The organism is Trinickia sp. (assembly GCF_051953955.1).
Classification (GTDB): Bacteria; Pseudomonadota; Gammaproteobacteria; order Burkholderiales; family Burkholderiaceae; genus Trinickia.
In genome coordinates this window covers 25,137-51,189 of sequence record NZ_JBQCIF010000084.1, presented here as the reverse complement: position 1 = coordinate 51,189, position 26,053 = coordinate 25,137, and the positions used below count along the sequence as shown (strand labels likewise).

The 26,053-nt window shown below is 65.6% G+C and carries 24 protein-coding genes; 9 read left to right on the top strand and 15 right to left on the bottom strand.

Annotated elements, in window-relative coordinates; genetic code table 11:
- Nucleotides 1–100 precede the first annotated feature (100 nt).
- The 5 genes from coxB to ACTHNZ_RS16140 are packed head-to-tail and all read left to right on the top strand — an operon-like array spanning nt 101 to nt 5,564.
- On the top strand, nt 101–1,063 hold the full coding sequence (coxB, locus tag ACTHNZ_RS16160) for a cytochrome c oxidase subunit II (RefSeq protein WP_440543535.1): 963 nt from the start codon (nt 101–103) through the stop codon (nt 1,061–1,063).
- Between the two features lie 10 nt (nt 1,064–1,073).
- The gene (gene ctaD, locus ACTHNZ_RS16155) at nt 1,074–3,083 is read left to right on the top strand and encodes a cytochrome c oxidase subunit I (RefSeq protein WP_440543534.1); all 2,010 of its coding nucleotides are present in this window, start codon (nt 1,074–1,076) and stop codon (nt 3,081–3,083) included.
- A gap of 3 nt (nt 3,084–3,086) precedes the next feature.
- On the top strand, nt 3,087–3,764 hold the full coding sequence (locus ACTHNZ_RS16150) for a cytochrome c oxidase subunit 3 (RefSeq protein WP_440543533.1): 678 nt from the start codon (nt 3,087–3,089) through the stop codon (nt 3,762–3,764).
- Nucleotides 3,765–3,777: 13 nt separating this feature from the next.
- Complete coding sequence (locus ACTHNZ_RS16145) at nt 3,778–4,194, top strand: hypothetical protein (RefSeq protein WP_440543532.1); 417 nt, start codon at nt 3,778–3,780, stop codon at nt 4,192–4,194.
- 26 nt (nt 4,195–4,220) lie between these two features.
- Complete coding sequence (locus tag ACTHNZ_RS16140; protein ID WP_440543531.1) at nt 4,221–5,564, top strand: c-type cytochrome; 1,344 nt, start codon at nt 4,221–4,223, stop codon at nt 5,562–5,564.
- A 193-nt stretch (nt 5,565–5,757) separates the two neighbouring features.
- Here the strand turns inward: ACTHNZ_RS16140 and ACTHNZ_RS16135 are convergent, their stop codons facing one another.
- On the bottom strand, nt 5,758–6,285 hold the full coding sequence (locus tag ACTHNZ_RS16135) for a PRC-barrel domain-containing protein (protein WP_440543530.1): 528 nt from the start codon (nt 6,283–6,285) through the stop codon (nt 5,758–5,760).
- 114 nt (nt 6,286–6,399) lie between these two features.
- The gene (locus ACTHNZ_RS16130) at nt 6,400–6,606 is read right to left on the bottom strand and encodes a hypothetical protein (protein ID WP_440543583.1); all 207 of its coding nucleotides are present in this window, start codon (nt 6,604–6,606) and stop codon (nt 6,400–6,402) included.
- A 199-nt stretch (nt 6,607–6,805) separates the two neighbouring features.
- On the opposite strand from ACTHNZ_RS16130, the gene ACTHNZ_RS16125 reads away from it, so the two are divergent.
- Complete coding sequence (locus ACTHNZ_RS16125; RefSeq protein WP_440543529.1) at nt 6,806–7,132, top strand: chemotaxis protein; 327 nt, start codon at nt 6,806–6,808, stop codon at nt 7,130–7,132.
- Here ACTHNZ_RS16125 and treA read toward each other — a convergent pair.
- The 5 genes from treA to ACTHNZ_RS16100 form a co-directional block, all read right to left on the bottom strand.
- A complete protein-coding gene (treA, locus tag ACTHNZ_RS16120; RefSeq protein ID WP_440543528.1) occupies nt 7,110–8,876 on the bottom strand; it encodes an alpha,alpha-trehalase TreA in 1,767 nt (588 codons plus the stop codon). The two genes, ACTHNZ_RS16125 and treA, sit on opposite strands and share 23 nt — an antisense overlap.
- A 455-nt stretch (nt 8,877–9,331) precedes the next feature.
- The gene (gene phbB, locus ACTHNZ_RS16115) at nt 9,332–10,075 is read right to left on the bottom strand and encodes an acetoacetyl-CoA reductase (RefSeq protein ID WP_440543527.1); all 744 of its coding nucleotides are present in this window, start codon (nt 10,073–10,075) and stop codon (nt 9,332–9,334) included.
- A gap of 106 nt (nt 10,076–10,181) precedes the next feature.
- The gene (locus ACTHNZ_RS16110; RefSeq protein ID WP_440543526.1) at nt 10,182–10,382 is read right to left on the bottom strand and encodes a hypothetical protein; all 201 of its coding nucleotides are present in this window, start codon (nt 10,380–10,382) and stop codon (nt 10,182–10,184) included.
- Between the two features lie 1,068 nt (nt 10,383–11,450).
- Nucleotides 11,451–11,948, bottom strand: coding sequence for a PRC-barrel domain-containing protein (locus ACTHNZ_RS16105; RefSeq protein ID WP_440543525.1), 498 nt, complete (start codon nt 11,946–11,948; stop codon nt 11,451–11,453).
- A 101-nt stretch (nt 11,949–12,049) separates the two neighbouring features.
- Entirely contained in the window at nt 12,050–12,283 is a 234-nt protein-coding gene (locus tag ACTHNZ_RS16100; protein ID WP_440543524.1) for a DUF2795 domain-containing protein, read from the bottom strand.
- Nucleotides 12,284–12,477: 194 nt separating this feature from the next.
- Between ACTHNZ_RS16100 and tkt the strand changes: the two genes are divergently transcribed.
- A complete protein-coding gene (tkt, locus tag ACTHNZ_RS16095; protein WP_440543523.1) occupies nt 12,478–14,571 on the top strand; it encodes a transketolase in 2,094 nt (697 codons plus the stop codon).
- A 170-nt stretch (nt 14,572–14,741) separates the two neighbouring features.
- Here the strand turns inward: tkt and ACTHNZ_RS16090 are convergent, their stop codons facing one another.
- The gene (locus tag ACTHNZ_RS16090) at nt 14,742–15,131 is read right to left on the bottom strand and encodes a hypothetical protein (RefSeq protein ID WP_440543522.1); all 390 of its coding nucleotides are present in this window, start codon (nt 15,129–15,131) and stop codon (nt 14,742–14,744) included.
- Nucleotides 15,132–15,340: 209 nt separating this feature from the next.
- Here ACTHNZ_RS16090 and ACTHNZ_RS16085 point away from each other — a divergent pair, with 209 nt between their 5' ends.
- Together ACTHNZ_RS16085 and ACTHNZ_RS16080 are read left to right on the top strand one after the other, a co-directional pair.
- Nucleotides 15,341–15,481, top strand: coding sequence for a hypothetical protein (locus tag ACTHNZ_RS16085; protein WP_440543521.1), 141 nt, complete (start codon nt 15,341–15,343; stop codon nt 15,479–15,481).
- A 65-nt stretch (nt 15,482–15,546) separates the two neighbouring features.
- Nucleotides 15,547–18,132 (top strand): ATP-binding cassette domain-containing protein, encoded by a 2,586-nt coding sequence (locus tag ACTHNZ_RS16080; protein WP_440543582.1) that lies wholly within the window; start codon nt 15,547–15,549, stop codon nt 18,130–18,132.
- A gap of 31 nt (nt 18,133–18,163) precedes the next feature.
- On the opposite strand, the gene ACTHNZ_RS16075 is transcribed toward ACTHNZ_RS16080, so the two are convergent.
- From ACTHNZ_RS16075 to ACTHNZ_RS16045, 7 genes are read right to left on the bottom strand one after another with little or no spacing between them, the layout of a single operon-like run.
- Nucleotides 18,164–19,162: a UDP-glucuronic acid decarboxylase family protein gene (locus ACTHNZ_RS16075; protein ID WP_440543520.1), complete on the bottom strand. Its 999-nt coding sequence runs from the start codon at nt 19,160–19,162 to the stop codon at nt 18,164–18,166.
- Between the two features lie 55 nt (nt 19,163–19,217).
- Nucleotides 19,218–20,171 (bottom strand): glycosyltransferase, encoded by a 954-nt coding sequence (locus ACTHNZ_RS16070; RefSeq protein ID WP_440543519.1) that lies wholly within the window; start codon nt 20,169–20,171, stop codon nt 19,218–19,220.
- Nucleotides 20,161–21,300 (bottom strand): glycosyltransferase family 9 protein, encoded by a 1,140-nt coding sequence (locus ACTHNZ_RS16065; RefSeq protein ID WP_440543518.1) that lies wholly within the window; start codon nt 21,298–21,300, stop codon nt 20,161–20,163. The genes ACTHNZ_RS16070 and ACTHNZ_RS16065 overlap by 11 nt, the downstream gene beginning before the upstream one ends.
- A complete protein-coding gene (locus ACTHNZ_RS16060) occupies nt 21,300–22,316 on the bottom strand; it encodes a glycosyltransferase (RefSeq protein ID WP_440543581.1) in 1,017 nt (338 codons plus the stop codon). The genes ACTHNZ_RS16065 and ACTHNZ_RS16060 overlap by 1 nt, the downstream gene beginning before the upstream one ends.
- 29 nt (nt 22,317–22,345) lie before the next feature.
- Nucleotides 22,346–24,097 (bottom strand): carbamoyltransferase family protein, encoded by a 1,752-nt coding sequence (locus tag ACTHNZ_RS16055; RefSeq protein ID WP_440543517.1) that lies wholly within the window; start codon nt 24,095–24,097, stop codon nt 22,346–22,348.
- A gap of 19 nt (nt 24,098–24,116) precedes the next feature.
- Nucleotides 24,117–25,325, bottom strand: coding sequence for a glycosyltransferase family 9 protein (locus ACTHNZ_RS16050; protein WP_440543516.1), 1,209 nt, complete (start codon nt 25,323–25,325; stop codon nt 24,117–24,119).
- Entirely contained in the window at nt 25,322–26,017 is a 696-nt protein-coding gene (locus ACTHNZ_RS16045) for a D-glycero-alpha-D-manno-heptose-1,7-bisphosphate 7-phosphatase (protein WP_440543515.1), read from the bottom strand. Before ACTHNZ_RS16045 ends, ACTHNZ_RS16050 begins: the two co-directional genes overlap by 4 nt.
- Nucleotides 26,018–26,053: the final 36 nt, after the last annotated feature.

Genomic DNA, 26,053 nt, shown 5'->3' with positions numbered 1-26,053 from the left:
CGAGCGAGCCGTCGAAGCGCAGCGCTGAAAAGCGCCCGAAGAATCCGACAGGAGACAGCGAGAACGGATTGAGCGGAATCGCCGGCTGAGGGTCGGCACGATGAGCGCCGCCCCTCTTCAATACTTGTTGCACGCCGCCGGCCCGGCCTCGGCACCTGCGTTCAAGCTGGGCTGGGCGCTGATCGGGCTCGTGTCCGCGGTGATGATCATCATCGCGGTGCTGCTCGTCGGGGCGCTGGCCAGGCGCCGGCCCAAGCCGCCCGCCGGCGCGGAGGAAAAGCTGCCGCCCGATGCGGGCGGGATGAATTGGATCGTCGTCGGCACGAGCATTTCGTCGATCGCGCTCTTTGCGGCGCTCGTCTACGCGATGACGACGCTCGAGTCCGTGGCGTCGCCGCCCAGCGAGCCGCCGTTGACGATCGCGGTCACGTCCTACGATTGGTGGTGGAAGATCGACTACCCCGACGCCGAAGATCCGTCGCGCGCGTTCGTCACTGCGAACGAGATTCACATTCCGACCGGCGTGCCCGTGCGCGTCGAGCTCAAAAGCGCCGACGTCATTCATACCTTTTGGGCGCCGCAACTAGCCGGCAAGACCGAGATGATCCCGGGGCAAACGAACGTGCAGTGGATCGAAGCCGATACGCCCGGTGTCTATCGCGGGCAATGCTCGCAGTTCTGCGGCGCGCAGCACGCGCATATGGCCTTCGAGGTCATCGCGCAGCCGCAGGCCGAGTTCGATGCATGGCGCGAGGCGCAGCGACGCGGCGCCCCGAGCGCCGCGACGCCCGATGCAAGGGCGGGGCAGCACATTTTCGAAGCGCGCTGCGCAGGATGCCATTCCGTGCGCGGCACGCCGGCCGACGGCATGCAAGCGCCCGACCTCACGCATCTTGCTTCGCGCCGTCTGATCGCGGCGGGCCAAATGACGAATACGCCCGAGCATCGGCTCGATTGGATCGAGCACGCGCAGCGGATCAAGCCCGATTCCTTGATGCCTTCGATGGCGCTATCGGCTTCGGATGCGGCCGCGCTTTCGGCCTACCTCTCTACCTTGCAGTGAGCCACGAACGATGTCAGAGACGCCCATTTCCGCATTGCCAGGCGATCCACCCGGTGCCGTGCGACTGCAGCGCCCGCTGCAGCGCGGCGTGCTCGACGAAAAGGGGAAAGCGCACTTGCTCGAGCTGTGGGAGACGCGCCCCGGCTGGCGCGGATGGCTCTCGACGGTCGATCACAAGACGATCGGCCTGCGCTATCTCGTCACGGCGTTCGTCTTTCTGCTGATCGGCGGCGTCGAGGCGCTGATCATGCGCGTGCAGCTCGCGCGTCCCAACGCCAGCCTGCTGACACCCGAGCAGTACGACCAGTTGTTCACGATGCACGGCGTGACGATGATTTTTCTTTACGCCTTGCCCATCCTATCGGGCTTCTCGAACTATCTGTGGCCGCTCGTGCTCGGCGGGCGAGACATGGCGTTTCCTCGGCTCAACGCATTCTCGTACTGGGTGTTCCTATTCGCCGGCATTTTTCTCTATGCGAGCTTTCCGCTCGGGCAGGGCGCCGATGCGGGCTGGTTCAACTATGTGCCGCTTTCGAGCTTGACCTACGATCCCGGCCCGAACATCGACGTCTACTCGCTCGGGATGATACTGCTCGGCATTTCCACGACGGTGGGCGCCGTCAACTTCGTCGTCACGCTGCTGCGCATGCGCGCGGCCGGGATGTCGATCGACCGCATTCCGGTGCTCGTCTGGGGCACGCTGACGATTTCGGTGGGCAATCTGCTCGCGGTGCCGTCCGTGAGCTTGGCGTTTTTCATGCTGTGGCTCGACCGGCGCATCGGCACGCATTTCTTCGACGTGACGGGCGGCGGCGGGCGTGCGCTGCTTTGGCAGCATCTGTTCTGGGTGTTCGCGCATCCGTGGGTGTACGTCGTCGTACTGCCCGCGATGGGGATCGTCTCCGACGCACTGCCCGTATTTTGCCGGCGCCCGCTCGTCGGCTACGGCCCCGTTGCGATCTCTACCGTCGCGACGATGGTGGTCGGCTTCGTCGTCTGGATCCACCATATGTTCGCGACGGGGATTCCGCCGATGGCGCTGGCATTCTTCGGCTCCGCCAGCATGATCATTTCGATCCCGAGCGCGGTGGCCACGTTCGCGTGGATCGCGACGATCTGGCTCGGGCGGCCCGTGTTCCGAGCGCCGTTCCTGTTCTTCGCCGGCTTCGTCATGCTGTTCGTGATCGGCGGCGTTTCGGGGGTGATGACGGCGGCCGTGCCGCTCGATTGGCAACTGACCGACACGTACTTCGTCGTCGCGCATTTGCACTACGTCCTCATCGGCATCAACGTGTTTCCCGTCGTGGGCGGCACCTATTTCTGGTTCCCGAAATTCACGGGCCGCATGATGAGCGAGCGCCTCGGCAAGATCGCGTTCTGGATCATGTTCGTCGGCTTCAACCTCGGCTTTTTCCCGATGCATATCGCCGGATTGCTGGGCATGCCGCGCAGGATCTACACCTATGCGCCGGACATGGGATGGAACACGGTCAACATGTTGTCTTCGATCGGCTCGTTCATGTTCGCATTGGGCATTCTCGTTTTCCTCGTCGACGTGCTCTACAGCCTGAAGCGCGGCCCGATCGCCGGCAGCAATCCCTGGGATGCGCCGTCTCTCGAATGGTCGGTGCCTTCGCCGCCGCCGCCGTACAACTTCGCAGTACTGCCGATCGTCGCCAGCCGTCACCCGCTCTGGGAAGCGCGCATGGAAGAAGAGGCCGATAAGCCCGTCTCGACGCGATCGCATCTCGACGAGGGCTACATTCTGATGCAAGGGCGCGAGGCGCTCGGCACCACCGCGCTCAGCGGCAGGCCGCACATCATTCTGAAGATGCCGGAGGACTCCTACGCGCCGTTTTGGTTGAGCGTGTTCGCCGCACTCTTTTTCGCGGCACTGGCGATGCGGTGGTGGGGCGCGGCGCTCGTGCTGCTTGCGGCCTGCGGCGTTTCGATCATCGTCTGGCTCTGGCCGCAGCGGGCGCTGATACAGCGCGAGCCGGCGCCGGTAGAGGAGGGCTGAGCCATGTCGCAGCCTCCACGTTCGCCAGGCTCGGTGGGCACGATCGAAACCGGCTCGCCGCGCGCGGTGTCCGACGACGCCCAAGCCGTCCTGCTGCACCCGGCGAACACGTTGCCCGTCGGCAGCGCGGGGGAGCGGGCGAGCGGCTTTCTCGGCTGCTTGATGTTGATCGCCACCGAAGCCTCGCTGTTCGGCTATCTGATCTTCTCGTATCTCTACCTCGCCGTGCAGCAGACCACGCACTGGCCGCCCGAGGGGCTGCCGCGGCTCGGCCTGTCGTCGGTCAACACGGCGATCCTCGTGTCGAGCAGCGTCTTCGCGTGGTTGTGCGAGCGTTTCGTGCGCCGCCGCCGCAAGCGTTGGGCGGTCGCCTCGATGGCCGTTGCCGTCGTGCTCGGCATCGTCTTCGTCGGCATTCAACTGCACGAGTGGCACGACCATCCATACGGGATGACGTCGAACCTGTACGGGTCGCTCTATTTCACGATCACGGGCTTTCACTTGTGCCACGTCCTCGTGGGCATCGTCGTGCTCGTACTGCTCGGTTGGTGGACGGCGCTCGGCTACTTCGACGAAAGGCGCCATGCCGCGCTCACGATCGGCAGTTTGTACTGGCACTTCGTCGACGTCGTGTGGCTGTTCATTTTCACGACGCTTTACTTCACGCCCTATTGGTTCTAACGGTTCTAACGCCATGGAAGCGAATCGTGCGCAGCGCAGCAGTCCCGTTTCGATTCTATTGCTGACGATCGGCGTATTGGCGGCGCCCAGCGCTTGGGTATTGCAGATCTGCGCGGGCGAAACGCTGATTGCCCACACGTGCTTTCCGCACGACCTGCCGCTGCGCGTGCCGCTCGCGCCGGCTGTGGGGTGGGGCGTGGTCGGGCTGAGCGCCCTCACGCTCGTCGTCGGCGTGATCGGCACGGGGATCGCATGGCGCAACTGGCGGCGCTTGATGCGCGCGGAGCGCCGTCAGACGCCCGAGGCGACGGATACGAAGGTGGAGGGCGAGGCGTTCGTCGCCCGCGTGGGATTGATGGCGAGCGGGCTCTTCCTGTTCGCGCTGGTGGCGACGGACGTCGCCACCGGGCTCGTGTCGGCGTGCGTCTAGCGCCGTCTATCGATGACGAGGGGCATATGGTTTTAGGCTTGCGCACCGGGCTGCTTCGAGGGCGCGTACGAGTTAGCGCGCTCGCGATGGCGCTCGTGTTCGCGTCCGCGCTCGGAGCGCCGCCGCTCTGCCTTGCCGGCGAGGCGGCCGATTCGGCGCTGATCGCGAAGGGGGCCTACCTCGCGAAGCTGGCCGATTGCGCGGGGTGTCACACGAATGCGCCGGCGGGGCATCCTCCGAAGCCATCGCCGCCGTTCGCGGGCGGGCTGCCGATGGGCTCGCCGTTCGGCACGATCTGGACGAGCAACATCACGCCCGACCCCGTGTTCGGCATCGGCCGCTATACCTACGACGACTTCGAGCGCGCCGTGCGCGACGGCATCGCGCCGGGTGGCAAATACCTGTATCCGGCCATGCCGTTTCCGTCGTTCTCGAAAATCACCGACGATGACATGCATGCCCTATATGCCTACTTCATGCACGGCGTCAAACCCGTCGCCGCGCCGGTGCCGAAAACGAAGTTGCCGTTCCCGTTCAATATGCGCTGGGGGCTTGCCGTATGGGACGAACTGTTCGCGCCGCACGAGCGCTTCGGCCCGCGCAGCGATCGCAGTGCCCAATGGAATCGCGGCGCGTACATCGTGCAGTCGCTCGGGCATTGCGGCGCATGCCATACGCCCCGGGGGCCGGCCTATGAAGAACGTGGCTTGAACGATGGCGATCGGCTGTATTTGACGGGCGGCACCAACGATCACTGGTTCGCGCCGAACCTCACGGGCGATCCCGACTCGGGGCTCGGGAGCCTTTCGGCCGACGACATCGCCGCATTCCTCGAGCATGGGCACGGTGGAGGATTGTCTGCCTTCGGCAGCATGGTGGAAGTGATCGAGAACAGCGGGCAGTATATGAGCGACGACGACCTGAAAGCGATCTCGACCTACTTGAAGACGCTGCCGCCGCGCAAAAAGAGCGGCCACATCGATACGGACCCATCCCGCAACGCCGCCACGGTTGGCGTGCTGCGCACCGGCTCGATCGAATATCCGGGCGCCGGCATCTACAACGCGTTTTGCGCGCGCTGCCATAAGGTCGACGGCCGGGGCGAACCCGGCAAATATCCGCGCCTGGCCGGCAATCCCACCGTCGTGGCCCCGCACGCCACTTCGTTGATCCGCCTGCTCATCGACGGAGCGCGAGCCCCCGAGACGCTCGGCGGGCCGGAGCCGAAGCGAATGCCTTCGTTCGTCGGCAAGCTGACCGACACCGAGATGGCGCGGGTGCTGACCTTCATCCGCAACGCTTGGGGAAACGAGGCTCAGCCCGTCGCGCCGGCGGAAGTCGAAAAGATGCGGTCCACGTTGCATCGATGAAGCAGGGGAGAAATGGATCAAGGATGAGGGATCGAGGAGCGCGGGCGCCGAGCGGCATGGTCATTGCGGCGATAGGCGACGGCTGCGGAAGGGATGCGGGACGGCCGCATGAAACGGCCGTCCCGCGCCTGGATCGGCCGCGCACCGAGCCCGCGATGGACTTCGTCGTGGGCGGCCGCCCTGGGTGCCATCCTTATAGCTTCACGCCGCCCGCCTCCGGCGCGTCGGGATCGAGGTCGTCGCGCGCGACGTCGTAGTCGCTTTCGTATTCGTCCTCGGCTCCGAGGCTGCGCCAATACGGCTCGCGCCCATAGTACTGGTGCACGGACGTTGCCCAGGTCGCATCCGCCATGGAGGGCCAATGCTGTTTGTCGAAGCCCGGAGCGTTCTTGATCTTTTCCGACGACAGCGCCACCAAGAAGCATTTGCGCGTCGTATCGAGCGTCATCGCGTTCCAGGGAATCGCGAGCAGTTTGTCGCCGATGCCGAGAAAGCCGCCGCACGACATCACGACGTAGGCGATGCGCCCCGCTTGCACGTCGAGCATGATGTCCTTGACCTTGCCGACTTCCTCGCCGTCGGCGCTCAGGATCTTGTCGCCGTCGAGCGTGCTCGCGGCCATCACGTCGGGGCCCGGCCCCGCCGTCGTTTCGTTGCCTTTGCCGACGATCCGTGCCCCTTGCGAGACGTTCGTCGTCGACGATGTGCTATGGGTACGCATGGTATTTCTCCCGTTTCATGTTCCATGTACTTCGGTGCTGACGCGCGCCACGCGCGAATGCAGCCGATAGGGCGCGCAACGACCATTCCTAGGCCACGGCGAGGGTCCCGTGGCTCAGTTGCTCTTGCCGCCGCCGTCCATGCCCGTTCCCGTGCGCCACGCACGCTTGCCGGCCTCGGACAGCTCGCCGCAGCTATGCTGCTCGTCCGCTTCCGTTCCCTCGACCGCCATTTCGCCGCCCGGCTGCTCGAGCGAGCGCTGCTTTTCCTGCTTGCGCGCCGCGACGCGCTCGTCCTGTGATTTGCCGCTATGGATGTTCACGAGTCCTCCTGCGAGATACGTGGGTTCCGCTCTTTCATCCACGCATAACGCGTGCCGGCGTTCGTCGCGACGCAGCGAACGCAGCTCGCAGGCGCGGCCATTGCTCGGCTGATCTTGAGCGTCGACACCGTCGACATGATTTTCGATTTCGATTTCGATTTCGATTTGGATTGCACCGATTTCACCGAAGGAGATCGCCATGAGCAGCACCCTGGATCCCGACAACATCCCGACTTCCGGCAACGGGGAATCGAGCGGCCGCGAGACCGGCGCCCTCGGCCCGAGCGATTCGTCCGATAGCGGCAGCGACATCGCGGGCGCGAAGCGGCACGAATTCGACAAGGACACGGAGCTGGACCAGCACGCGCTCGAGATCGGCGATGCGGAACTCGCGAGCGATACGGACCGGGCCGGCACCGGCGAACGATCGTCGGCCGATGGCGATTCGACGCTGACGGACGATGCCGACATCGAGCCGGACCGTATCGATAGACCGGGCGGGCTCAACGAGCCGTTGGAACCGTAGCAGCCGTGGTAGCGATTGCAGCTTGCGGCGACGACGCGGCCGGTACTGCGCGATCGGCCTCGGCGGCGTGCGGATAAAGCAGCAACAACTGTCGCAAGACGCCGTTGGTCCAGCCGAAGCCGTCCTGCAGCGGATACTCGCCGCCGCCCGCCGCCGCGTGCCCGGCATCTCGTCCCACATCGTATTTCTCGACGAGCTTGCCTGTTCGCACGTAGTAGTCGACGTTCGTTTTGATCCACCGCGTCGCGATCGTCCGCGCCAACGCCGCCTCGCCGTACCGCCGGAGCCCAATCACCGCCAGATACTGCAGCGGCGCCCATCCGTTGGGTTCGTCCCATTGCTGGCCCGTCGTCACTTGCGTCGTCGCCAAGCCCCCCGGCCGCAGCAGCCCGCGCTTGATCGACTGCGCGACGGCACTCGCTTGCTGCCGCGAGGCGACGCCGGCAAAGAGCGGATAGACGGTAGCGGCCGTCAAGCGATCGCGCAATGCGCGGTGAACGAAATCGTAATCGGTGAACGCGCCGAGCCGAGGGTCCCAAAGCCACCGGCGGATCGCTTCGGCCCGCGCCGCCGCACGCGCGTCGAAGTTCTCGGCGCGCGAGGGATCGCCCTGCAGGCGGTACGCCTTCGCGAGCGTGCGCTCGAGCCCGTAAAGCAACGCATTCAAATCGACGGGGACGAGCGACGTGAGGTCGATCGTCGCCAGCGTGCGGTTATCGGCAAACCAGCGCGAGCTGAAGTCCCACCCCGTTTCCCCGCCCGCGCGCAGATTGCGCCAGAGATCTCCGGCGTTGCGTTGCGGCATGGAACGGGCCGTCAGCACGTCTTCGCGATACGATTCGTCGCGCGGCGCGGCGCGTTCGTCCCAGTAGCGATTGAGCAAGGTGCCGTCCGAAAGGCGCACGACGTGCCGCGCGGCGTGACCGGATGGGAGTCCCGCCGCGCCGCTCATCCAATAGTCGTATTCGGCTTTCAACTGCGGCAGGTATTGCAGATAGACGCTGTCGCCGTCGTGTTCGGCGAGCAACCCGACCATCTGCGAAAAGAACGGTGGCTGCGAGCGGCTCAAGTAGTAGGTTCGATTGCCGTTCGGGATGTGCCCATAGCGATCGATCAGCGTCGCGAAGTTCTTCAGTTCATCGTTCGCGAGATCGAACCGGCCGCTCGCGACGAGACCGAGCATGATGAAATACGAATCCCAGTAGTAGACCTCGTCGAAGCGGCCACCCGGCACGACGTACGGCGCCGGCAACGGCAGCAGCGACGACCATGGGCTCGCCACGGGATCAGGGTCGCGGCGAAGGACGTTCCAGAGCGTGTCGATATGCTGGACGACGTTTTGCGTCGGGTCCGATGCATAGGGCTTCGATTCGTGCGCCGACACGTCGAAATGCGCGGCCACGAACTTGCGCAGATCGAAACCGGCCTGCGCACGCGCCGCTTGGTAGGCTGCGACGATGCGCTCGGGCGACTCTTTCGGAATCATGTCGGCGAACGTCTTGCTGTCCGGGAACAGACGAGCGAGTTCGACGTCGCGATAAAGTTCGCCGAGGCTTTCAGACGGAGGAAGCGGGACTGTCGAGGAAGCGAGCGAATCGGACGCGTTTGCTGCCGTGCTGGCGGATGCGGCCTGTTCGCTTGCTGCTGAAGCGGCGGACGGCGCCGCGCGGAGCTCGGATGTGAAGCCGATGGCGGCACAGAGGCAGGCGGCCGCGAGCGCCGGACGCGCGAAGGCGAAGTGCATGAAGCAGGTCCTCTCGTGGTTCGTTCGAGCGCCGATGTGGGCAGCCGATCGCCCGATAGACGACCCGGCATGCAAGGCACGAATGTCGGCCGGCTCGGCTCATGGGCGCCCCGCGAAGCTGCAAGCCCCGTGCCGTTCGACGCACGATGCGCATGACGCGTCGCTCCGCGCGCCTCGCGGACCCGCTGCGCGCGTCCGCGAGGCGCGCGGAATCAGCGCTGGCGATACGAATGAATACGAATGCGCCGCGCTCGGACCGAGTTTCCGAGCGCGGCGCGAGAAAGACAGACCGGCTGCGAAGCGAGAGGCGTACCGGCCGGTGGTGCGGCTAAGTGCTAAGTGCAGCTAGGCATCGCGGCGTGAACCGCCCGCCGCCGTCGTTTGTCGATTCGGCAGGAGCCGGCGCTGCGGCCTACCGGATGTTGCGGTCGTTGCGGTTGTCGAGGCCGCGGTTGTCATTGCAGATGCTGGCCGCCGTTGATCGAGATGTTGGCGCCCGTGACGAAGCCCGCTTCGTTCGAGCACAGGTACGCGACGAGTGCCGCCACTTCTTCCGGCTGACCGAGACGGCCGACGGGAATGTCCGGCAAGATCTTCGTCTGCATGACTTCTTCGGGAACGGCCGTGACCATCCGCGTGGCGATGAAGCCCGGCGATACCGTGTTGACCGTTACGCCCTTGCGCGCGACCTCGAGCGCGAGCGACTTCGTGAAGCCGTGCATGCCCGCTTTGGCGGCGGCATAGTTCGTCTGCCCGAAGCCGCCTTTGCAGCCGATGACCGACGAAATGTTGATGATCCGCCCCCACCCGCGCGAAATCATTCCCTCGTACCACTGCTTCGTCATGTTGAACACGGAATCGAGGTTCGTGCTCAGCACCGCATCCCATCCGCCCTTGTCGAGCTTCTTGAAGCTCGCGTCGCGCGTGATGCCGGCATTGTTGACGAGGATGTCGATCGGCCCGATCTCGGCCTTGATCTGCGCGGCGCAGCGTTCGCACGAGTCGTAATCGGCCACGTCGACAGGGTAGGCGCGGAATTGGCGGCCCGCGGCTTCCATCCGCGCGAGCCAATCGTCGGCGCCCGTGTTGTTCGGCGAATAGGTGACGACGACGGCGTGGCCGACGTCGTGCAGCCTGATGCTGATCGCTTCGCCGATGCCCCCCATGCCGCCCGTGACGAGCGCAATTTTTTTTGTCATCTTCGGTTCTCCTTTATGAGCGTTGACGAAGTTAAACGTGAGGGCGGCACGGCGAACCGCTGTTGCCGGTGCCTTCGCGCCGCCGTTGCTCGACCCGCTCGCGCCGCTACCGCAAGCGCGAACAGGCTTCGAGAATCGAGTTTCCGTTTTCGGTGATGCGCGGGCGCGGCAGGCCGAAGTCCTCGGCCGGCTGCTCCAACGCGATGAGATGGCGCTCGAGCAACGTGCTCAGCTCGGCGCGATCGCCGATCTGATCCGGCGCATCCTTGACCAGCATCAATGTGGCGAGTTCGTGTGGGCTCAGCATGCTTCTCTCCATTCAACAAAGATAGTCGATCGATGGCTTCGATCCGCAATGGGCCGGTGCCGGTTGCACCGGGTTGTCCACGCATCAATTACTTCGTCGGCGAAAAGCGCTAAGTAAAACCGGGAAGAATTCCGGGCTAATACGACAAATCTGCAGGCAATCGGAATGGCTATTCATATGACGCTATAAAACGTTTTCGAAGAATTATTTTTGTGAACTGCGGAACCACGAAAGGTATTAATTACCCGTCGCAGGCACGCATCCTGCGGCGATGTCGGTAATTGTTTCGAATGCCCGGCTGGTTGGGTGAGGCCAGGCTTGATTCGTGGTTGGCGCAATACTAATACCGTCTTCGCGAGTTCGCAATATGGAAGAGCCGTGTTCCTCTACTGCCCCATTTGTTCTGATGGGTAACCGCTGTGACAGCCGTTTTCCATTAACTTTCGGAAATGTTCGGACAGTGCCGCATACCGCCCGGATAGCGCCAATGGGTACCGTTTAATTCGCTCGTCACAATCGGAGGATACTCGTCGGCCGTGCGTCGGTGACGGGCGTTTTTTCGGTTTGCTGAAGGATCGACTCGGCAGCCCGCCGTTCCGAGTTTGGCGGCAGCCCCGAAATTGACGCCAAACGGCGGTACGGCTGACCATCGGGCGATGCGTCGGCCCGGTAATTGCTGCCCCAGCGCGTGACGGTAGCGCGGACGGGCCGCGCCCGCTTACGGAGGATATTGTCCATGCAAGAACCCCAGGAACCGAAGAACCCCGGAGACGAGGCACCGCCGGATGCGCCGGGTGTGGGTGAGAGCCCCTGCCGCGCGTGCCGCGGGACCGGCATGGTGGAAGGGCAGCCTTGCACGATTTGCGGAGGAACGGGGCGAGTACTACAGGGCATCGGCGGCGGTTGAGGCGAACCGCCAACCGGCTCGCAACAGCAAGCCGCGCCGAGACGCGTCGGACGCGTCGCCCCGCAAGCCGAACCGCGAGCGGCGCCAAGCCCCTCGGATGTCGGCCCTAACGGGTGCCGCCCGCGCGTCGAGCCAGCGCGCGCCGGCGGCACCGCTTCGGCTTAGTGGTGGTCCGTGCGGGTCGGGGCCGTGCCCGACGCTACGCCCGTCGTTTCGACGCGCTCCATGTTCGAATCCCAGTAGGGCGAGCTGTGGTAGTACTCGTGCAACTCGCTCGCCCAGGCCACGTCGGCCATCGCTGGCCAGTGGTCCTTGTCGAAGCCTGGTGCGTTCTTGACGGTATCGGCCGAGACCGAAAGCATGAAGCACTTGCGATCGGTATCGAGCGTCAGCGCGTTCCACGGGATGGCGAGCAGTTTGTCGCCGATACCGAGGAAGCCGCCGCTCGACATGACGGCGTAGGCGATGCGCCCGGTATAGACATCGAGCATGATCTCCTTGATCTTGCCGACGTCTTCGCCGTCGGAGCTCATGACCTTGTCGCCGTCGAGCGTGCTGGCTGCCATGACATAGGGGCCGGGACCTTCCGCCGTCGAACTGCCCTTGCCGACGATGCGGGTCTCGCCGCGGCTACCGATGGGATCGGGTGAAATGCTCATGAGGTGCTCCTTTGCTGAAGATCGTATCGTGCCGGCGTTGCATTGCTTCGCGCCGGCGGCCTCTGTTGCGGGATGGACGGCCGCAGCCGCACCGGACGACGCTACTGCACTTGGGCGATCGCCTTCGAGACGGCCGCGGGGCTGTCGTAGTTCTTGTCCGGCAGCTTGTCGAGCAGATCGACGATCTCGCGGTCCGCGTGGTGTGCGCGCGCCGTTTCGGCTAGGTGCTCGCGCGTCGTCGGATAGTCGACGCCTGCCAGGGCCTTTTGGACCGCCACCGGCGACGGTTGTCCGGGATGCCGATGATCCTGCGCGTGGGCCGGATGCTGAGCCATGTATGCCTCCTTGAGCGAGGTTGAACACGCCTTCGATGCAGCAACGAGCGTTCCTCCCGAACCGTTGCATGCGTGTCCGGCGCGCGCGATCATGGGCGCCGTAAAAGCTGCACCGCCGGTGCAGGGTTTGCCGCCCGGTATGGGCGTTGCTCGCCGATAAGATTCGCTGCAACCCTCCAACAGGACCCTTCCTCATGCGCTCAGACCCCGCACTCGATACGCTTTGCATCAATACGATCCGCACCCTGGCCATGGATGCGGTGCAGAAGGCCGATTCAGGGCATGCCGGTGCTCCGATGGGCCTCGCTCCCGTCGCCTATCAGCTTTGGCAACACCACCTGCGCTACGATCCGAACGAGCCGCTGTGGCCCAACCGGGACCGATTCGTGTTGTCGGTCGGCCACGCGTCCATGCTGCTCTATTCGCTCCTGCATCTGGCCGGCGTCAAGGCCGTCGACGAGAACGGCTGCCCGACGCAAGCGGCTGCCGTATCGCTCGACGACATCCGCCGCTTTCGCCAACTCGACAGCAAAACGCCGGGCCACCCCGAGTATCGGATGACGACGGGCGTGGAGACGACGACCGGCCCGCTCGGGCAAGGTCTCGGCAACAGCGTCGGGATGGCGATCGCGTCGCGCTGGTACGCGGCGCGGTACAACCGCGACGACTTCCCGCTGTTCGACTATCGCGTCTATGCGCTTGCCGGAGACGGCGACCTGATGGAAGGGATTTCGCACGAAGCCGCATCGCTGGCGGGACACCTGCGCTTGTCGAACCTCACGTGGATCTATGACAGCAATCGCGTCACGATCGAAGGCCACACGGATCTGGCCTATAGCGACGACGTAGAAGCGCGCTTTCGCGGTTATGGATGGCATACGTTGGCGGTCGAGGATGCCAACGATACGGCGGCCGTGGAAGCGGCGCTGACCGATGCCGAGCACATGACCAACGCGCCGACGCTGATCGTCGTCAAGAGCGTCATCGGCTGGGGCGCGCCTCACAAGCAGGGCACCTCGGCCGCGCACAGCGATGCGCTCGGTGAAGAAGAGGTGGCGTTGGCGAAGCGGGCCTATGGATGGCCCGAGGAACGGCAGTTCTACGTCCCGCCGCACGTGCAAGAGCGATTCGCGCAGGGCGTGGGCGCGCGCGGCGCGCAAACGCGCGAGGCGTGGAAGGGATGCTTCGAAGCGTACAAGCAGCGCTATCCGGAACTCGCGCGCGAGCTCGAGCTGATCGAGCAGCATCGGCTGCCCGACGGCTGGGACGCCGCATTGCCTTCATTCGAGCCCGATCCGAAGGGGGAGGCGACGCGCGCTTCGTCGGGCGAGATCCTCAACGCGATCGCGCCTCGCGTGCCCTGGATTCTCGGTGGCGCCGCCGATCTCGCGCCTTCCACGAAAACCCTGTTGAAGTTCGACGATGCGGGCAGCTTTTCAGCGCAGAACCCCTCGGGCCGCAACCTGCACTTCGGGGTGAGAGAGCATGCGATGGGCGCGGTGGCCAATGGACTGGCGCTGTGCAACCTGCGTCCCTACACGGGGACCTTCCTGATTTTCAGCGACTACATGAAGCCGCCGATTCGGCTCGCGGCGCTGATGGAGATCCCGGTCGTCTTCGTGTTCACGCACGATTCGATCGGCCTCGGCGAAGACGGCCCGACGCATCAGCCCGTCGAGCAGTTGGCCTCGCTGCGCGCCGTGCCTGGTTTGACCGTCTTGCGTCCGGCCGACGCGAACGAGGTTCGCGAAGCATGGTGCATCGCGCTTGCGGCTGCGCGGCGCCCGACCGCCCTGGTGCTGTCGAGACAACCGCTGCCGACGCTCGATCGCACTCGGTACGCCGATGCGCACGGCGTGCGCCGCGGCGCTTACGTCCTCGCCGATCCACCGGACGGAGCAGCACCCAAGGTGCTGCTGCTCGCGACGGGCAGCGAGGTGCACGTTTGCATGCAGGCGTATGAGCGATTGACGGGGGAGGGCGTGGCAGCGCGCGTCGTGTCGATGCCGTCCTGGGACATCTTCGAATTGCAGGACGACGCGTATAAAGACGCCGTGCTGCCTCCCGAGATCGACGCGCGAGTCGCGGTCGAGCAGGCGGCCACGCTAGGGTGGGACCGGTATGTCGGGCGCAGCGGCGAAACGATCGCCATGCATACCTTCGGCGCTTCGGCACCGATGCGCGATCTGCAAGGCAAGTTCGGCTTCACGCCCGATCGCGTCTATGAGGCCGCTAAACGCCAGCTCGCACGCACCGTGGCGGCCTCCGGGCTACAAGGCGGCGAATGAGGATTCACCGCCGCACTTGCCGTCATCGATCGGGAGACCAGGGGGACGAAACGGCACCCCACTCGACGAGACGGAGGCCGTTTCTCCATCGCGAATGACTTCGCAAATGACGAGCCGGTTCTCGCCGGCCCGTCCGTTCATGGGCGCGGGTCCGCCCTCATCCTCTCAGGCTATTGCTGTCCCTGCCCGTGATAAGTCCCTTGCGGGTCCGTCGAATTGCCGCCAGTCGTATCAGAGGGGTTCTGGTTGCGCATCCGCGGCGACTTGGTATAGCGGCCGGAATGCGTGCGCGTCGAACCGGGGCTGCCGTAGCCGCCCGTGTTGTTGCTGTTGCCCATACCCGGTTGGATGCCCGGTTGTTCGAGCGAATTGCCGCTTGGCGCAGCACCGCCTCGCGTCCCCCCACCGGTTCCGCCGGCACCGCCGGCCGAGCCGGCCGCACCGCCGCCGCCGGCTGAACCCCCGGCTCCACCGCCGGCCTGGGCATAGGCTCCCCCTGCACATGCGAGCGCGATAGCCGAAATCGCGGAAGCGAGCAGTGTCTTCGTCGAAGTTTTCATCATGATCCTCCGTTCAAAAAGGGTGTGATGCGCGTCCAATTTCATCTTCACACGGACACCTTTCGACGCTGCAAGGGACATGCCGCGTACGGCGCGCGGCGAGATGACGGGGCTGGAACGTGCATTGCGAACCAGGGGGAAGCGGGCGCGCGTTCGTGCGCGCCCGCATGTCGGTGAGCCCGCCCGCGGGCCGTTGAAAAGGAGTGGCGATGACCGTCTCGATCGATGCGCAGCAAAGCCTCGGTGAAATCGAACATGCCTTGTTCAAGAGCTTCCCGTCGTCATCCACGTCGATTACCCACGTCACGAATGAATCGATCGTTGCCGAGGCTGAACGAGGGCAAGCGTGAAGCCACTCGGCAGCCGCAGCCGAGCAAGGGTAAAAGGGCGCATCGCGGCCGACGTCTGGCAAGCGATGTGGCGTTATCGCAGGCAGACGTTCGGGGCCTGCGCGCTGATGATTGCGGCCAAGCTGGCCGGCGTGTCCGTGCCGCTCGTGCTGCGGGAAATCATCGACGATCTCGGGCATCGCACGGCCCTGGCACTGTTCCCCGTCTTCCTGGTGTTGGCTTACGCGCTGTTGCGTTTCATCGGCGATGCGCTCGGCGAGGCGCGCGACGTCGTCTTCAGCACCGTCACCCAGCACACGGTAGCGGGCCTCGCCGAGCGCACGTTTGCGCGCTTGCATCGGCTCGGCGCGCGTTACCACTCCCAGCGCGAAACAGGCTCGATCGTGCGCGACGTGCAGAAGGGCACGGATGGCGTCGGCTACCTGCTCGGCGTCGGCCTCTTCACGATCTTGCCTGCGTTCATCGAGATCGGGACCGTCATCGGCATCATCGCCGGTAATTACAACGTGACGTTCAGTTGGATCATCGCGGCAACGCTCGTGGGCTATGCGGCCTATACCGTGATCTTCACGCGGCGGCGCATGCGCGTGCAGCGCGAGGTCAATCGCTTGGAGGCCGCATCCGACAGCCGGCTCGTCGACAGCATGCTCAACTACGACACGGTGAAATACTTTGCCGCCGAGGAATTGGAAACCGCGCGCTATCGCACCGTGCTGTCGAAATGGATCGTCGCGCGGCTCGCCAATCAGCGCGCGCTCACGGCGCTGCATCTGGGGCAAAGCGCCATCGTGTGCGCGGGCATCGCCGTGATGATGCTGCTTGCCGTGCAGTACGTAGCCGCCGGCCGCATGACGCTTGGCGACCTCGTGCTCGTGAACGCGTACATCGTTCAGGTGTGCATGCCGCTCAATACGCTCGGATTCGTGTTTCGCGAAACGAACGACGCGCTCGTGAACGTCGAGCGGATGTTCGTCGTGCTGGCGGCGGACAGCCTGGAAGGCAGCGACGCCGCCGCCGACGAAGATCGCGACGAGCCGGGTGCGAGGCCGCTCATCGTGACGGCGGGGGAAATCGCCTTCGAGCTGGTCGATTTCGGCTACGACCCGGCGCGTCAAATCTTGCACGGCGTCGACTTTCGGGCGAGCGCGGGCGGCACGCTGGCCGTCGTCGGCGGCAGCGGCTCCGGCAAGTCGACGCTCGTGCGGCTCCTGTTTCGTCTCTACGCGCCGACACGCGGCAAGGTGACGATCGACGGGCAAGATTTGCAGCGGATCACTCGTCATTCCCTGCGCCGAGCGATCGGCATCGTGCCGCAAGATACGGTGCTCTTCAACGATACGATTGCCTACAACATCGGCTATGGGCACCCGAACGCGACGCGCGCCGATATCGTGCGCGCCGCGCAGCTCGACGAGTTCATCGAGCGTCTACCCGATCATTACGACACGCGCGTAGGCGAGCGCGGCGTGCGCCTGTCGGGAGGGGAGCGGCAGCGGATCGCCATTGCGCGCGCCTTTTTGAAAGATCCTCCGATCATCGTGTTCGATGAGGCGACGTCCGCGCTCGACACGCGCTCCGAGCGGGCGATCCAGAACGAGTTTCGGCGCTTGGCGCAGGGGCGCACATCGGTCGTGATCGCGCATCGATTGTCCACGATCGTCGACGCCGATCGCATTCTAGTCATGGAGCACGGGCGCATCGTCGAGCAAGGCCGGCACGACGAGCTGCTGGCGCGTCACGGCGGGGTCTACGCGCGCATGTGGGCGTTGCAACTCGAGCAGGGCGAGCTCGAGCACACGCAGCGCAAGCTGGCGGCGCAGCCGATGCGCGTGGGCGACCTCGCGGCGGAGATCGCGGCGCGCGTGACCACCGAAGCGACGCAGCAAGGCGTCGATTTCGGATTGCGCGTCATGGACCCCGACCTGCCCGTGACGGGCGAGACCGAGCAGATTCAGCGCGTCGTCGCCATGCTGTGCGCCAACGAGATCGCGCATGCGTCGCCGGGCGAGCGCGTCGAGTTGCATGCGCAGCGCGAGACCAACACGGCCCGGCTCGCCGTGGTCGGTGCTCATGCCCAGCCCGCTCCGCTGTCCGACGAGCAAGCGGCCGAGGCGGAGCGGATCTTGGGCGAGGCGGGCGGGATGTTCCGGCCGATGGCGATCGACGGGCATGTGGCTTACGTCGCCTGTCTGCCGTTGCTGCCTGTCGTCGGCGCGGATGGGGTGGTGGCGCCGATCGGCCACGGCGCGTCGAGGCTCGATGGCATCAACGTGCTGGCGATCGACGACGACGAGGAGGCTCGCGACGCCCTCGAAGCCGCGCTGGCCGCGAACGGTGCTCACGTTGCGCTGGCCGGCTCGGGCGACGACGCATTGAGGCGGCTGCGGGAGGCCACGCCGTCGAACTGGCCGGCAATCGTGGTGTGCGACGTTTCGCTCGGCGACGAGGACGGGTGCGAGGTACTGGCGAAAATTCGCGAGATGGCGCGCAAAAAGGCAGGCGTCTCGCCGCCGGCGATCGCCTTGACCGGCCACAGCGATCCGGCCGTGCGCGAGCGGACCGCCAGCGCGGGCTTCGTCGCCCATTTCGTCAAACCGGTGCCGATCGACGCGCTGGCCGGTGAGATACGGCGGCTCGCCGTCCATGCATAGCGAGCGCCCGGGGCCGTTGCGTCTTCGTTCTTCAGCGGCGGGAAACGCCCGCCGCTGAAGCTCGGCCCGCCTCGGGCCGGGCGGCGAGCAGCGCGCGAAAGTGCTCGGCGGTCGCGCGCAAGCCTTCATCGAGTGCCGTCGAGGGCGTCCAATCGAGCAGCGACCGCGCTGTCGAAATATCGGGCTGGCGATGCCAAGGATCGTCGATCGGCAACGGACGAAAGACGATCTCGCTGTCGGATCGGGCTGCATGCCGCACGTGCTCGGCCAGCTCGAGCATCGTGATTTCGTGCGGATTGCCGAGATTGACGGGGTCGCAGCTACCGTCTGGCGCGTCCATCAAGCGAATGAAGGCATCGATCATGTCATCGACATAGCAGAGCGAGCGCGTTTGCGTGCCGTCGCCATAAACGGTCAACGGTTCTCCCGCGAGAGCCTGCACCATGAAGTTCGACACGACGCGGCCGTCGGCCGGGTGCATGCGCGGCCCGTAAGTGTTGAAGATGCGTGCGATGCGCACCTCCATGCCGTACTGGCGCCGATAATCGACGAACAGCGTTTCGGCGCAGCGTTTGCCTTCGTCGTAGCACGAGCGCGGGCCGATCGGATTGACGTGCCCCCAGTAATCCTCCTTTTGCGGATGAACGCGCGCATCGCCATAGACTTCGCTCGTCGACGCCTGGAATATCTTTGCGCGCACACGCTTGGCCAGCCCGAGCATGTTGATGGCGCCGTGCACGCTCGTCTTCGTCGTGCGCACCGGGTCATATTGATAGTGGATCGGGGAGGCAGGGCAGGCCAGGTTGTAGATTTCGTCCACTTCGACGTAGAGCGGAAACGTGACGTCGTGCCGCATCAACTCGAAATTGCTGCGGCCGAGCAGATGCGCGACGTTCTCGCGCGTGCCCGTGAAGAAATTATCGACGCACAAGACGTCGTGGCCCGCATCGACGAGCCGCTCGCACAGATGCGAGCCTAGAAAGCCCGCACCGCCTGTTACGAGTATCCGCTTTCGATCGAGTTCTTTCATCGTCGGGGGCTCCTATTTTCGTCAGAGATAAGCGAATCGCCGCACGCACTTGCCGTCACGACGCGACCTCGCTCAGCAGGTTGTCCCAGTCGCGCTTGAAGCGCTCGATGCCGAACCGTTCGAGCGCCGTGCGGCGTGCACCCTCGCCGAGCTGGCGCGCATGCGCGGGATCGGCCAGCAGTGAGCGCATCTGCTCGATCAACATGTCGACGTCGGTGGCGACGTAGCCGTTTTCGCCATTGACGATGACCGTGGGAAGCTCGGTGGTGGCCAGGCCCACGATCGGCATGCCGATCGTCATTGCCTCGACGATGGCGAGACCAAGGCTCGTCCAGCGGATGGGATTGAAGAAGAACCGATAACGCGCCGAGAACGCAGCGAGATCGAGATTGCCGATCTCCCCGAACCCCCCGGCTTGCTGCGCATTCATGCCGACGAGATCGAGCGGGATGCGCCCCGATACCGACGCGTAGATGTCCGAGCCGAGCCGGCGGCCGCGCGTCGCGAGGTTGTTGATGACGACGATGCCTCGTTCGAATTCGCCCGTGTAGCGCACGCCGTCGGGCACGAGCACGCCGTGCTCGATCACGCGCGTCGGCACGGCGCCGTTGTCCCACATCAAGCGATTGAAATGCGTGACGTGCACGAGCAGCGTGGCCGGATCTTGCACCCAATGCCGCTCCGCGAACGGGTTGTTCTGGGGCGGGTCGTGTTCCAGATAGATCGCCGGCAACTTCCGCTGCGCTTCCGACAGCACCATCAATCGATCGTTTTCCCACTGCTCGCGGTGCTGATAGAGAACGACGTCGAACTCGCGCTGGGCCACGACGGCCGCGTCGACTTCATGGACGTTGTCGCCCCACGGCAGCACCCCGCTGCGGCCCGCGTATCCGGGCGGATGCCCCGGGCGCGTCACGAGCCAAAAGTCATGGTGAGCCTGCGTGAGGTAGTACAGATAGTTGCCGTGCACGTGCCAGGTCAGCACACGCAGACGCTTGTTATGTCGCATGACGAGGCTCCTCGCGTTCACGGTGATGGGCGCGCGCGTGCAGCACGCCGGCGCCCGCGGGATGGGCGCGCGCCCGATGCGAGAGCTGCTCGAGCGCTGCTTCGACGACGTTCTCGACGCTCACGTTGAGCGCGCAAGGATGACCGAACGGGCAATCGCGGTACGCGCAGGGGCGGCAGGGCGGATAGTCGGCCAGCACGCGATGGCGGGAGCGATCGAGCGGGGCCCAGCGGCGCGTATCGCTGCCGGACGCGATGACGGTGCTGGGCGTGCGCATCGCCGCGGCGACGTGAGAGATGCCCGTGTCGTTGCAGACGACGAGCCGCGCGCGTGCCACGAGTGCCGCCAGCCCACCGAGCGTCGTTGTGCCTGTCAGATGCAGTGCGGGCGCGGTCATCGCCCCGAGCACAGAGGCCGTGATCGCCGCCTCGTTCGCGGTGCCGGTGATGGCGATTTGCCAGCCGCGCGCGGAAAGATCGTCGGCCACTTCCGCGAAGCGGGCGGGCGGCCAGCGCCGGGACGGCAATTGCGCGCCCGGATGCAGCAGGATCAACCGTTCGGGCTCGATGCCATGTCGCGCTTCGAGCGCTTCGTACTCGCAACGATCGTGCAGCGAAAGCGGGAACCATAGGGAGTCGTCGCGCGCGTCGATACCGAGCGCGCAAACGAGCGCGAGATAGCGGCGCGGCTCCGGAAGCTCGTCGGGCCACGCGATGAAGCCCGGCTCGGGAGCCTCCTGCGGCTGATGGAATCCCGCGTAGGATCGTGCGCCGAATTGCTTGACGATCTCGTTGGCCGGGCCGCCGCTGCCATGCATCTGCAAAACTAGATCGAAGCGGCGAGCGCGCATGGCGGCGTAGAACTGCGGCAGGCCGGCGTCGGTTTCCTCTTGCTCGGGAAAGCCTTTCGCGCCGGGGAAAACGACGAGTTCGTCGATCAGCGATGAGAACCGCTCGACGAAACGCGTCGCCCATGGCAGTCCGATCAAAGTGATGTGCGCATCGGGCCACGCCTCGCGCAACGCGCGCAGTGCCGGCACGGAGCAGAGCATGTCGCCGAGTTGCAGCGCGCGAAAGATCGCGACGCGCCGAGGCGGCGAGAAGTTGGGCGTGGCGGGAGAAAATCGCATCAGAGGAACCATGTTCGATAACGGCAGGCGCCTCGAAGGCGCCAATAGACCGAGAGGAATGGAATCAATGCGGACGTCACTGCCATTTCGGCGACGTGCCCCCATGCTCGGCTGCGCCCGCGCATGCGCAATGCGAAGAACCGCAGCGTCAGCGCGAGCCAAACCAATGCGGCGATGCCCGCGATCGGCCACGCCTGACAGGCCGCGGCGACGAGGCCCGTCAATGCGGCGATGATGGTTGCGTAGTAGCCGAGCGGGGGAGTCGGCGCGATGCGTTGGCGATAGAACTCGCGATGCTTGCGATAAAGCAGGGCCTCGAAAGCGCTCTTGCGCTGCTGCGACAGGCTCACGCCCCAGCGTGCCGGTCTCACCGGATGCACGACGATCGCCTCCGATGCCTTGACGATGCGTCCGCCCGCGGCCAGCAACGAAAACTGCAAGTCGGAATCTTCGCGCCAAGCCGATGTGAACCGCTCGTCGAAGCCATCGACGGTGATCAGGGCGCTGCGGTCGACGAACACGTTCGCCGTGGCGAATTCCGCGCGAGCAAGACCGCTCGCATCGGCCTCATAGTCGGTCGGACGCTCGGGCAGCGGGACGACGATGGAGCCGGCGGCGGCGCAGGCACCGCCGGCCATTGCCGAGAGGCCCGCTTCGAGCCAGTGCGGATCGGGGATCGTGTCGTCGTCGGTGAACGCGATGATTTCGCCGCGCGCGTCGCGCCAACCGGCGTTGCGCGCTCCCGCGGGCCCCTGCGTAGCCGTGATCGGCAGATAGCGAACGCACAATCCGCGCGCGCGGTGCGCGTCGGCGATGCGTTCGACGAGCGTGCGCGTCGTCTCGTCGGGGCCATCGTCGCATACGACGATTTCGTATTTCGAAGGCGACAGCGTCTGGCGCACGAGCGCTTCGAGGCACCGCTCGAGCAGCGCGGGCCGGCGCCACGTCGGCACGACCACCGAAACGCTTGGGCGCAGGCCGATTCGAGCACCATGCTCGGAGGCCCGTTCCCGCAGACGTTGCGTTTGCGCGAGCGCGGGGTCGTTCACGCTGCGGCTCCTTGCTTGGTGATCAGGAATGGGCCGATCACGAGTGCGTCGAGCGGGGAGGTCCAGAACGATTCGAGCGCATCGCGCGGCGAGTTGACCATCGGCTCTCCGCGCGTGTTGAACGACGTATTCACGAGGATCGGCACGCCCGTGCGCGCATAGAAGGCGGCGAGCAGGTCGTAATAGAGCGCGTGCTGCGAGCGGTTGATCGTTTGCACGCGCGCGGTGCCGTCCACGTGGCGGACGGCCGGAATGCGGTCCGCCAATTCGGGACGGATATCGAAGATGAACAGCATGAAGGGCGCCGTGCGGCCGTTCACGAACCAAGCGTCCGCGTACTCTTCCATCACGACAGGCGCCACAGGCCGAAAATCTTCGCGATCCTTGATCTCGTTGAGCTTCGCTTGCATCCCGGGATCGATCGGCGAGGCTAGGATCGAGCGCGCGCCGAGCGCTCTCGGGCCGAACTCGGTGCGTCCTTGATACCAGCCGATGACATTGCCGGCCGCGAGCAAATCGGCCGTTGCACCGGCGACGTCGTCGAGCCGTTTGAACGGCACCTTCGACCAGCGCAAGAACGTTTCGATTTCCGCATCGGCGTAGGACGGCCCGAGGTAGGCGTGATCCATCGTCCAGCGCCGCGACCGGTCTCCCGTGAGGCCGCGCTCGCGCCAGTCGATCCAAAGCGCTGCGCCGAGCGCGGTGCCGGCATCGCCGGCCCCGGGCTGCACCCAGACATCGTCGAACGGTCCCTCGTCGCGCACGCGCGCGTTCATGACGCAGTTCAGTGCAACGCCTCCGGCCATGCACAGCCGGGGCAAGCCCGTGCGTTCGTGGAGCCAGCGCGCGAGTTCGAGCACGGTTTCCTCGAGCACGGTTTGCAGCGAACTCGCAATGTCGTAGTGGCGCTGCTCGAGCGGGCCACCGCGCTCGCGCGGCGAACCGAAGCGTTCGACGAGCCGTGGCTCTTCCACCGTGTAACTCCCGTTGCCGCGGTAGCGGACGATCTCGCGGAAGACGTCGGCATGCACGGGCTGCCCGAACGCCGCGAGCGCCATGACCTTGTACTCGTCCGAAGAATGCAGGAAGCCGAGCCAGCTCGTCACGGCCTCGTAAAGCAGGCCGAGCGAATGCGGCAGCTCCACCTGCTTGATTCGTTTGTATTGCCCATCGACGAACTGGCCGAGGCTCGTCGTGACGCCTTCGCCGCGCCCGTCCATCGTCAGCACGGCCGTGTCGCCGAGCGGCGCGGCCAGAAACGCGCTCGCTTCGTGCGCCAGATGGTGCTCCACGTAGTGCCAGGCAAAGTGGTGCTTGCCGTCCGGTGCCCGAAAGCGCTTGGCGAGGTGATGAGGCGCGCCGTCGATCAATTGCGCGCGCGCATTGACGATATACGAAAGGAACAGCGGGTCCCAAGGCGATTGCGTCGGATTCGCCGTCGGTTGCAGGCTGGGCTCGAGCGGCAGCGCGATCGTTGCGGGGCCATGGGCCGGGTCGGGCATCGACGGCAGCAGGGCGGGATTGTACGAATAGGCGACGTGATCGACATCGGCGAGCGTGATTCCGGCTTCCTTCAAACAATAGTCGATCGCATCGAACGGCATCTGCCAAGTCGAGAACGGCACGGGCCGCTTGGCATGCTTGACGTGCGTGAAGCGTTCGTCTTCCGCGGCGGCGACGACGAAGCCGTCCTTCACGAGTGCCGCGGCGCTGTCGTGGTAAACGGCGTTGATTCCGAGTGTGTACATGGCGGTATTCCGGCGACGGTCAGGAAGAGATCGGCGCGCCGGCCGAGGCGGCGTCGGTGTCGACGGCCGTATCGACGGCGGCGGGAGCGTTGGAGGCAGCGAGCTCGAGCGCGGCAGCAGCGACCTCGACGGCCGGCACGCCGAGCAAGCAGGCGTGATGCTCCTGCGGACATACGCCGCGGTAGCACCAGCGGCATTCGACGTCGCGGAACAGCACGCGCTGCTCGGTTTTCCACGGCGTATGCTGCGGGTTCGTCAGCGCGTAGAGATCGACAACAGGCGTGGCCAACGCGGATGCAAGATGGACGGGACCGCTGTTGTTCGTCACGAGCACGGCGGTGCGTTCGATCAGCGCGGCAAATTCCGCAATGCTTAGTTCTCCTGAGAAATCATGAAGATATGCGCGTGCAGGCGATCCGGCGGCATCGATCACCTCATCGATCAGCGGCGCCTCGCCGGCGGTCCCCGTCAGCAGGATCGGCCACGACGTGGCGCGCACGAGATGTGCCGCCGCTTCGCCGAAACGCTCCGCGGGATACCGGCGTGACGCCGCACTGGCGCCCGGATGAATCACGAACCACGGGCCATTCGCGGGGATGCCGCGCGCGGCCAGGCGTGCATCGAGCGCTCGTCGCGCGTGCGCGCTCACCTCGAAGCGCATGCGCGTATCGGACGACACCGCGCCGACCCTGGCGACGAGCGCCAATTGACGCTCCACTTCATGTCGAACGCCGTTCTGCGGCTCGGTTTCGCTGACCCAATCGGTCAGCAGTGCATAGGGATTTTCGCGGCAATGCGCGAGCCGCCGGGGAATTCCCGCGAGATAGCAGAGCATCGCCGCCGGCAGCGCGCTTTGGCTGTAGACGGTGAAGATCGCCGCCGCATCGAATCGCCGCGCCTCGAGCGTGCGTTGCATCGCGAGGTCGACGGCCCGGTCGGGGTTCGGAGCGAGTCCGTGCCAAGGGGCGTCGTAGGCGATGACGTCGTCGACGTCGCCGAGGAATGGCGCCGCTTGGGCGCCGACGCTCGACGTCAGCAGCGTAATGTGCCGGCCGGGCGACGACGTGCGCAGCGCATGGATGGCGGGCGTCGTCATCAGGATGTCGCCCAGGCGGTCAAGCCTCACGCAGAGTATCCGCTTGACGTCTTCGCCCCAATGGGACGCGGACGTCGCTCGTTCGCGCGCCTGAGCGGAAACGGGCAGGATCGGAAACGGCAACGCGCTCATCCCGTGCTCCCATGGATGGTCTCGGCGTGCGTCTTGCCGCTCGCCGCGGCGGCGGCCGGGCCGCTCGCGCCCAGCGCTGCGTCGTTGGCCCGCGGTGTCTGCGCGACGGGCCCGCGCGGTAAGACGCCCGCATCGTGTTCGCGGATGATGGCGAGTGCCGCACGCAGCAGATCGGGTTCGCGCAACGTCGGGATGCGGAAAGGCCCCGGCTCCCAGCGCGTCTCGTTGCCGTTGTCGATCAGCACCGTGCGGCACCCCGCCCGCGTGCCGGCCTCCACGTCGTCGAGAATGTCGCCGACGAACCAGCTCGCCGCCAAATCGATCGCGTGCTCGTGCGCCGCCCGCAACAGCAGACCGGGCGCAGGCTTGCGGCACTCGCAGCGGTAGGCATAGCGCGCGTCGACGCCGTCCGGGTGATGCGGGCACCAGTAGGCGCCGTCTAGCGTCACGCCGCACGCTTCGAACATGCACCGCAGGTGCGCCTCCATCCCCGCCAGTGCGTCATAGGAGAAGCGGCCCAACGCGACGCCGCTCTGGTTGCTCACGACGAACAAGCGGAACCCGTGCGCGGCGAGAATGGCGAGCGCGTCTGCCGCGCCGGGCGCAAAGCGCATGAGCGCGGGATCGACGTTGTAGGGGACGTCGTCGAGCAACGTCCCGTCCTTGTCGAACAGCACGGCGGCGTGGGTCATGGCGCGGGCACCGGAAGGGGAGGACGGGCGCGAATC

What these genes read in the sequence shown, in the direction of transcription:
- coxB (WP_440543535.1), top strand. Translation starts at nt 101, where the DNA reads ATGAGCGCCGCCCCTCTTCAATACTTGTTGCACGCCGCCGGCCCGGCC.
- ctaD (WP_440543534.1), top strand. Translation starts at nt 1,074, where the DNA reads ATGTCAGAGACGCCCATTTCCGCATTGCCAGGCGATCCACCCGGTGCC.
- ACTHNZ_RS16150 (WP_440543533.1), top strand. Translation starts at nt 3,087, where the DNA reads ATGTCGCAGCCTCCACGTTCGCCAGGCTCGGTGGGCACGATCGAAACC.
- ACTHNZ_RS16145 (WP_440543532.1), top strand. Translation starts at nt 3,778, where the DNA reads ATGGAAGCGAATCGTGCGCAGCGCAGCAGTCCCGTTTCGATTCTATTG.
- ACTHNZ_RS16140 (WP_440543531.1), top strand. Translation starts at nt 4,221, where the DNA reads ATGGTTTTAGGCTTGCGCACCGGGCTGCTTCGAGGGCGCGTACGAGTT.
- ACTHNZ_RS16135 (WP_440543530.1), bottom strand. Translation starts at nt 6,285, where the DNA reads ATGCGTACCCATAGCACATCGTCGACGACGAACGTCTCGCAAGGGGCA.
- ACTHNZ_RS16125 (WP_440543529.1), top strand. Translation starts at nt 6,806, where the DNA reads ATGAGCAGCACCCTGGATCCCGACAACATCCCGACTTCCGGCAACGGG.
- treA (WP_440543528.1), bottom strand. Translation starts at nt 8,876, where the DNA reads ATGCACTTCGCCTTCGCGCGTCCGGCGCTCGCGGCCGCCTGCCTCTGT.
- phbB (WP_440543527.1), bottom strand. Translation starts at nt 10,075, where the DNA reads ATGACAAAAAAAATTGCGCTCGTCACGGGCGGCATGGGGGGCATCGGC.
- ACTHNZ_RS16110 (WP_440543526.1), bottom strand. Translation starts at nt 10,382, where the DNA reads ATGCTGAGCCCACACGAACTCGCCACATTGATGCTGGTCAAGGATGCG.
- ACTHNZ_RS16105 (WP_440543525.1), bottom strand. Translation starts at nt 11,948, where the DNA reads ATGAGCATTTCACCCGATCCCATCGGTAGCCGCGGCGAGACCCGCATC.
- ACTHNZ_RS16100 (WP_440543524.1), bottom strand. Translation starts at nt 12,283, where the DNA reads ATGGCTCAGCATCCGGCCCACGCGCAGGATCATCGGCATCCCGGACAA.
- tkt (WP_440543523.1), top strand. Translation starts at nt 12,478, where the DNA reads ATGCGCTCAGACCCCGCACTCGATACGCTTTGCATCAATACGATCCGC.
- ACTHNZ_RS16090 (WP_440543522.1), bottom strand. Translation starts at nt 15,131, where the DNA reads ATGAAAACTTCGACGAAGACACTGCTCGCTTCCGCGATTTCGGCTATC.
- ACTHNZ_RS16085 (WP_440543521.1), top strand. Translation starts at nt 15,341, where the DNA reads ATGACCGTCTCGATCGATGCGCAGCAAAGCCTCGGTGAAATCGAACAT.
- ACTHNZ_RS16080 (WP_440543582.1), top strand. Translation starts at nt 15,547, where the DNA reads ATGTGGCGTTATCGCAGGCAGACGTTCGGGGCCTGCGCGCTGATGATT.
- ACTHNZ_RS16075 (WP_440543520.1), bottom strand. Translation starts at nt 19,162, where the DNA reads ATGAAAGAACTCGATCGAAAGCGGATACTCGTAACAGGCGGTGCGGGC.
- ACTHNZ_RS16070 (WP_440543519.1), bottom strand. Translation starts at nt 20,171, where the DNA reads ATGCGACATAACAAGCGTCTGCGTGTGCTGACCTGGCACGTGCACGGC.
- ACTHNZ_RS16065 (WP_440543518.1), bottom strand. Translation starts at nt 21,300, where the DNA reads ATGCGATTTTCTCCCGCCACGCCCAACTTCTCGCCGCCTCGGCGCGTC.
- ACTHNZ_RS16055 (WP_440543517.1), bottom strand. Translation starts at nt 24,097, where the DNA reads ATGTACACACTCGGAATCAACGCCGTTTACCACGACAGCGCCGCGGCA.
- ACTHNZ_RS16050 (WP_440543516.1), bottom strand. Translation starts at nt 25,325, where the DNA reads ATGAGCGCGTTGCCGTTTCCGATCCTGCCCGTTTCCGCTCAGGCGCGC.
- ACTHNZ_RS16045 (WP_440543515.1), bottom strand. Translation starts at nt 26,017, where the DNA reads ATGACCCACGCCGCCGTGCTGTTCGACAAGGACGGGACGTTGCTCGAC.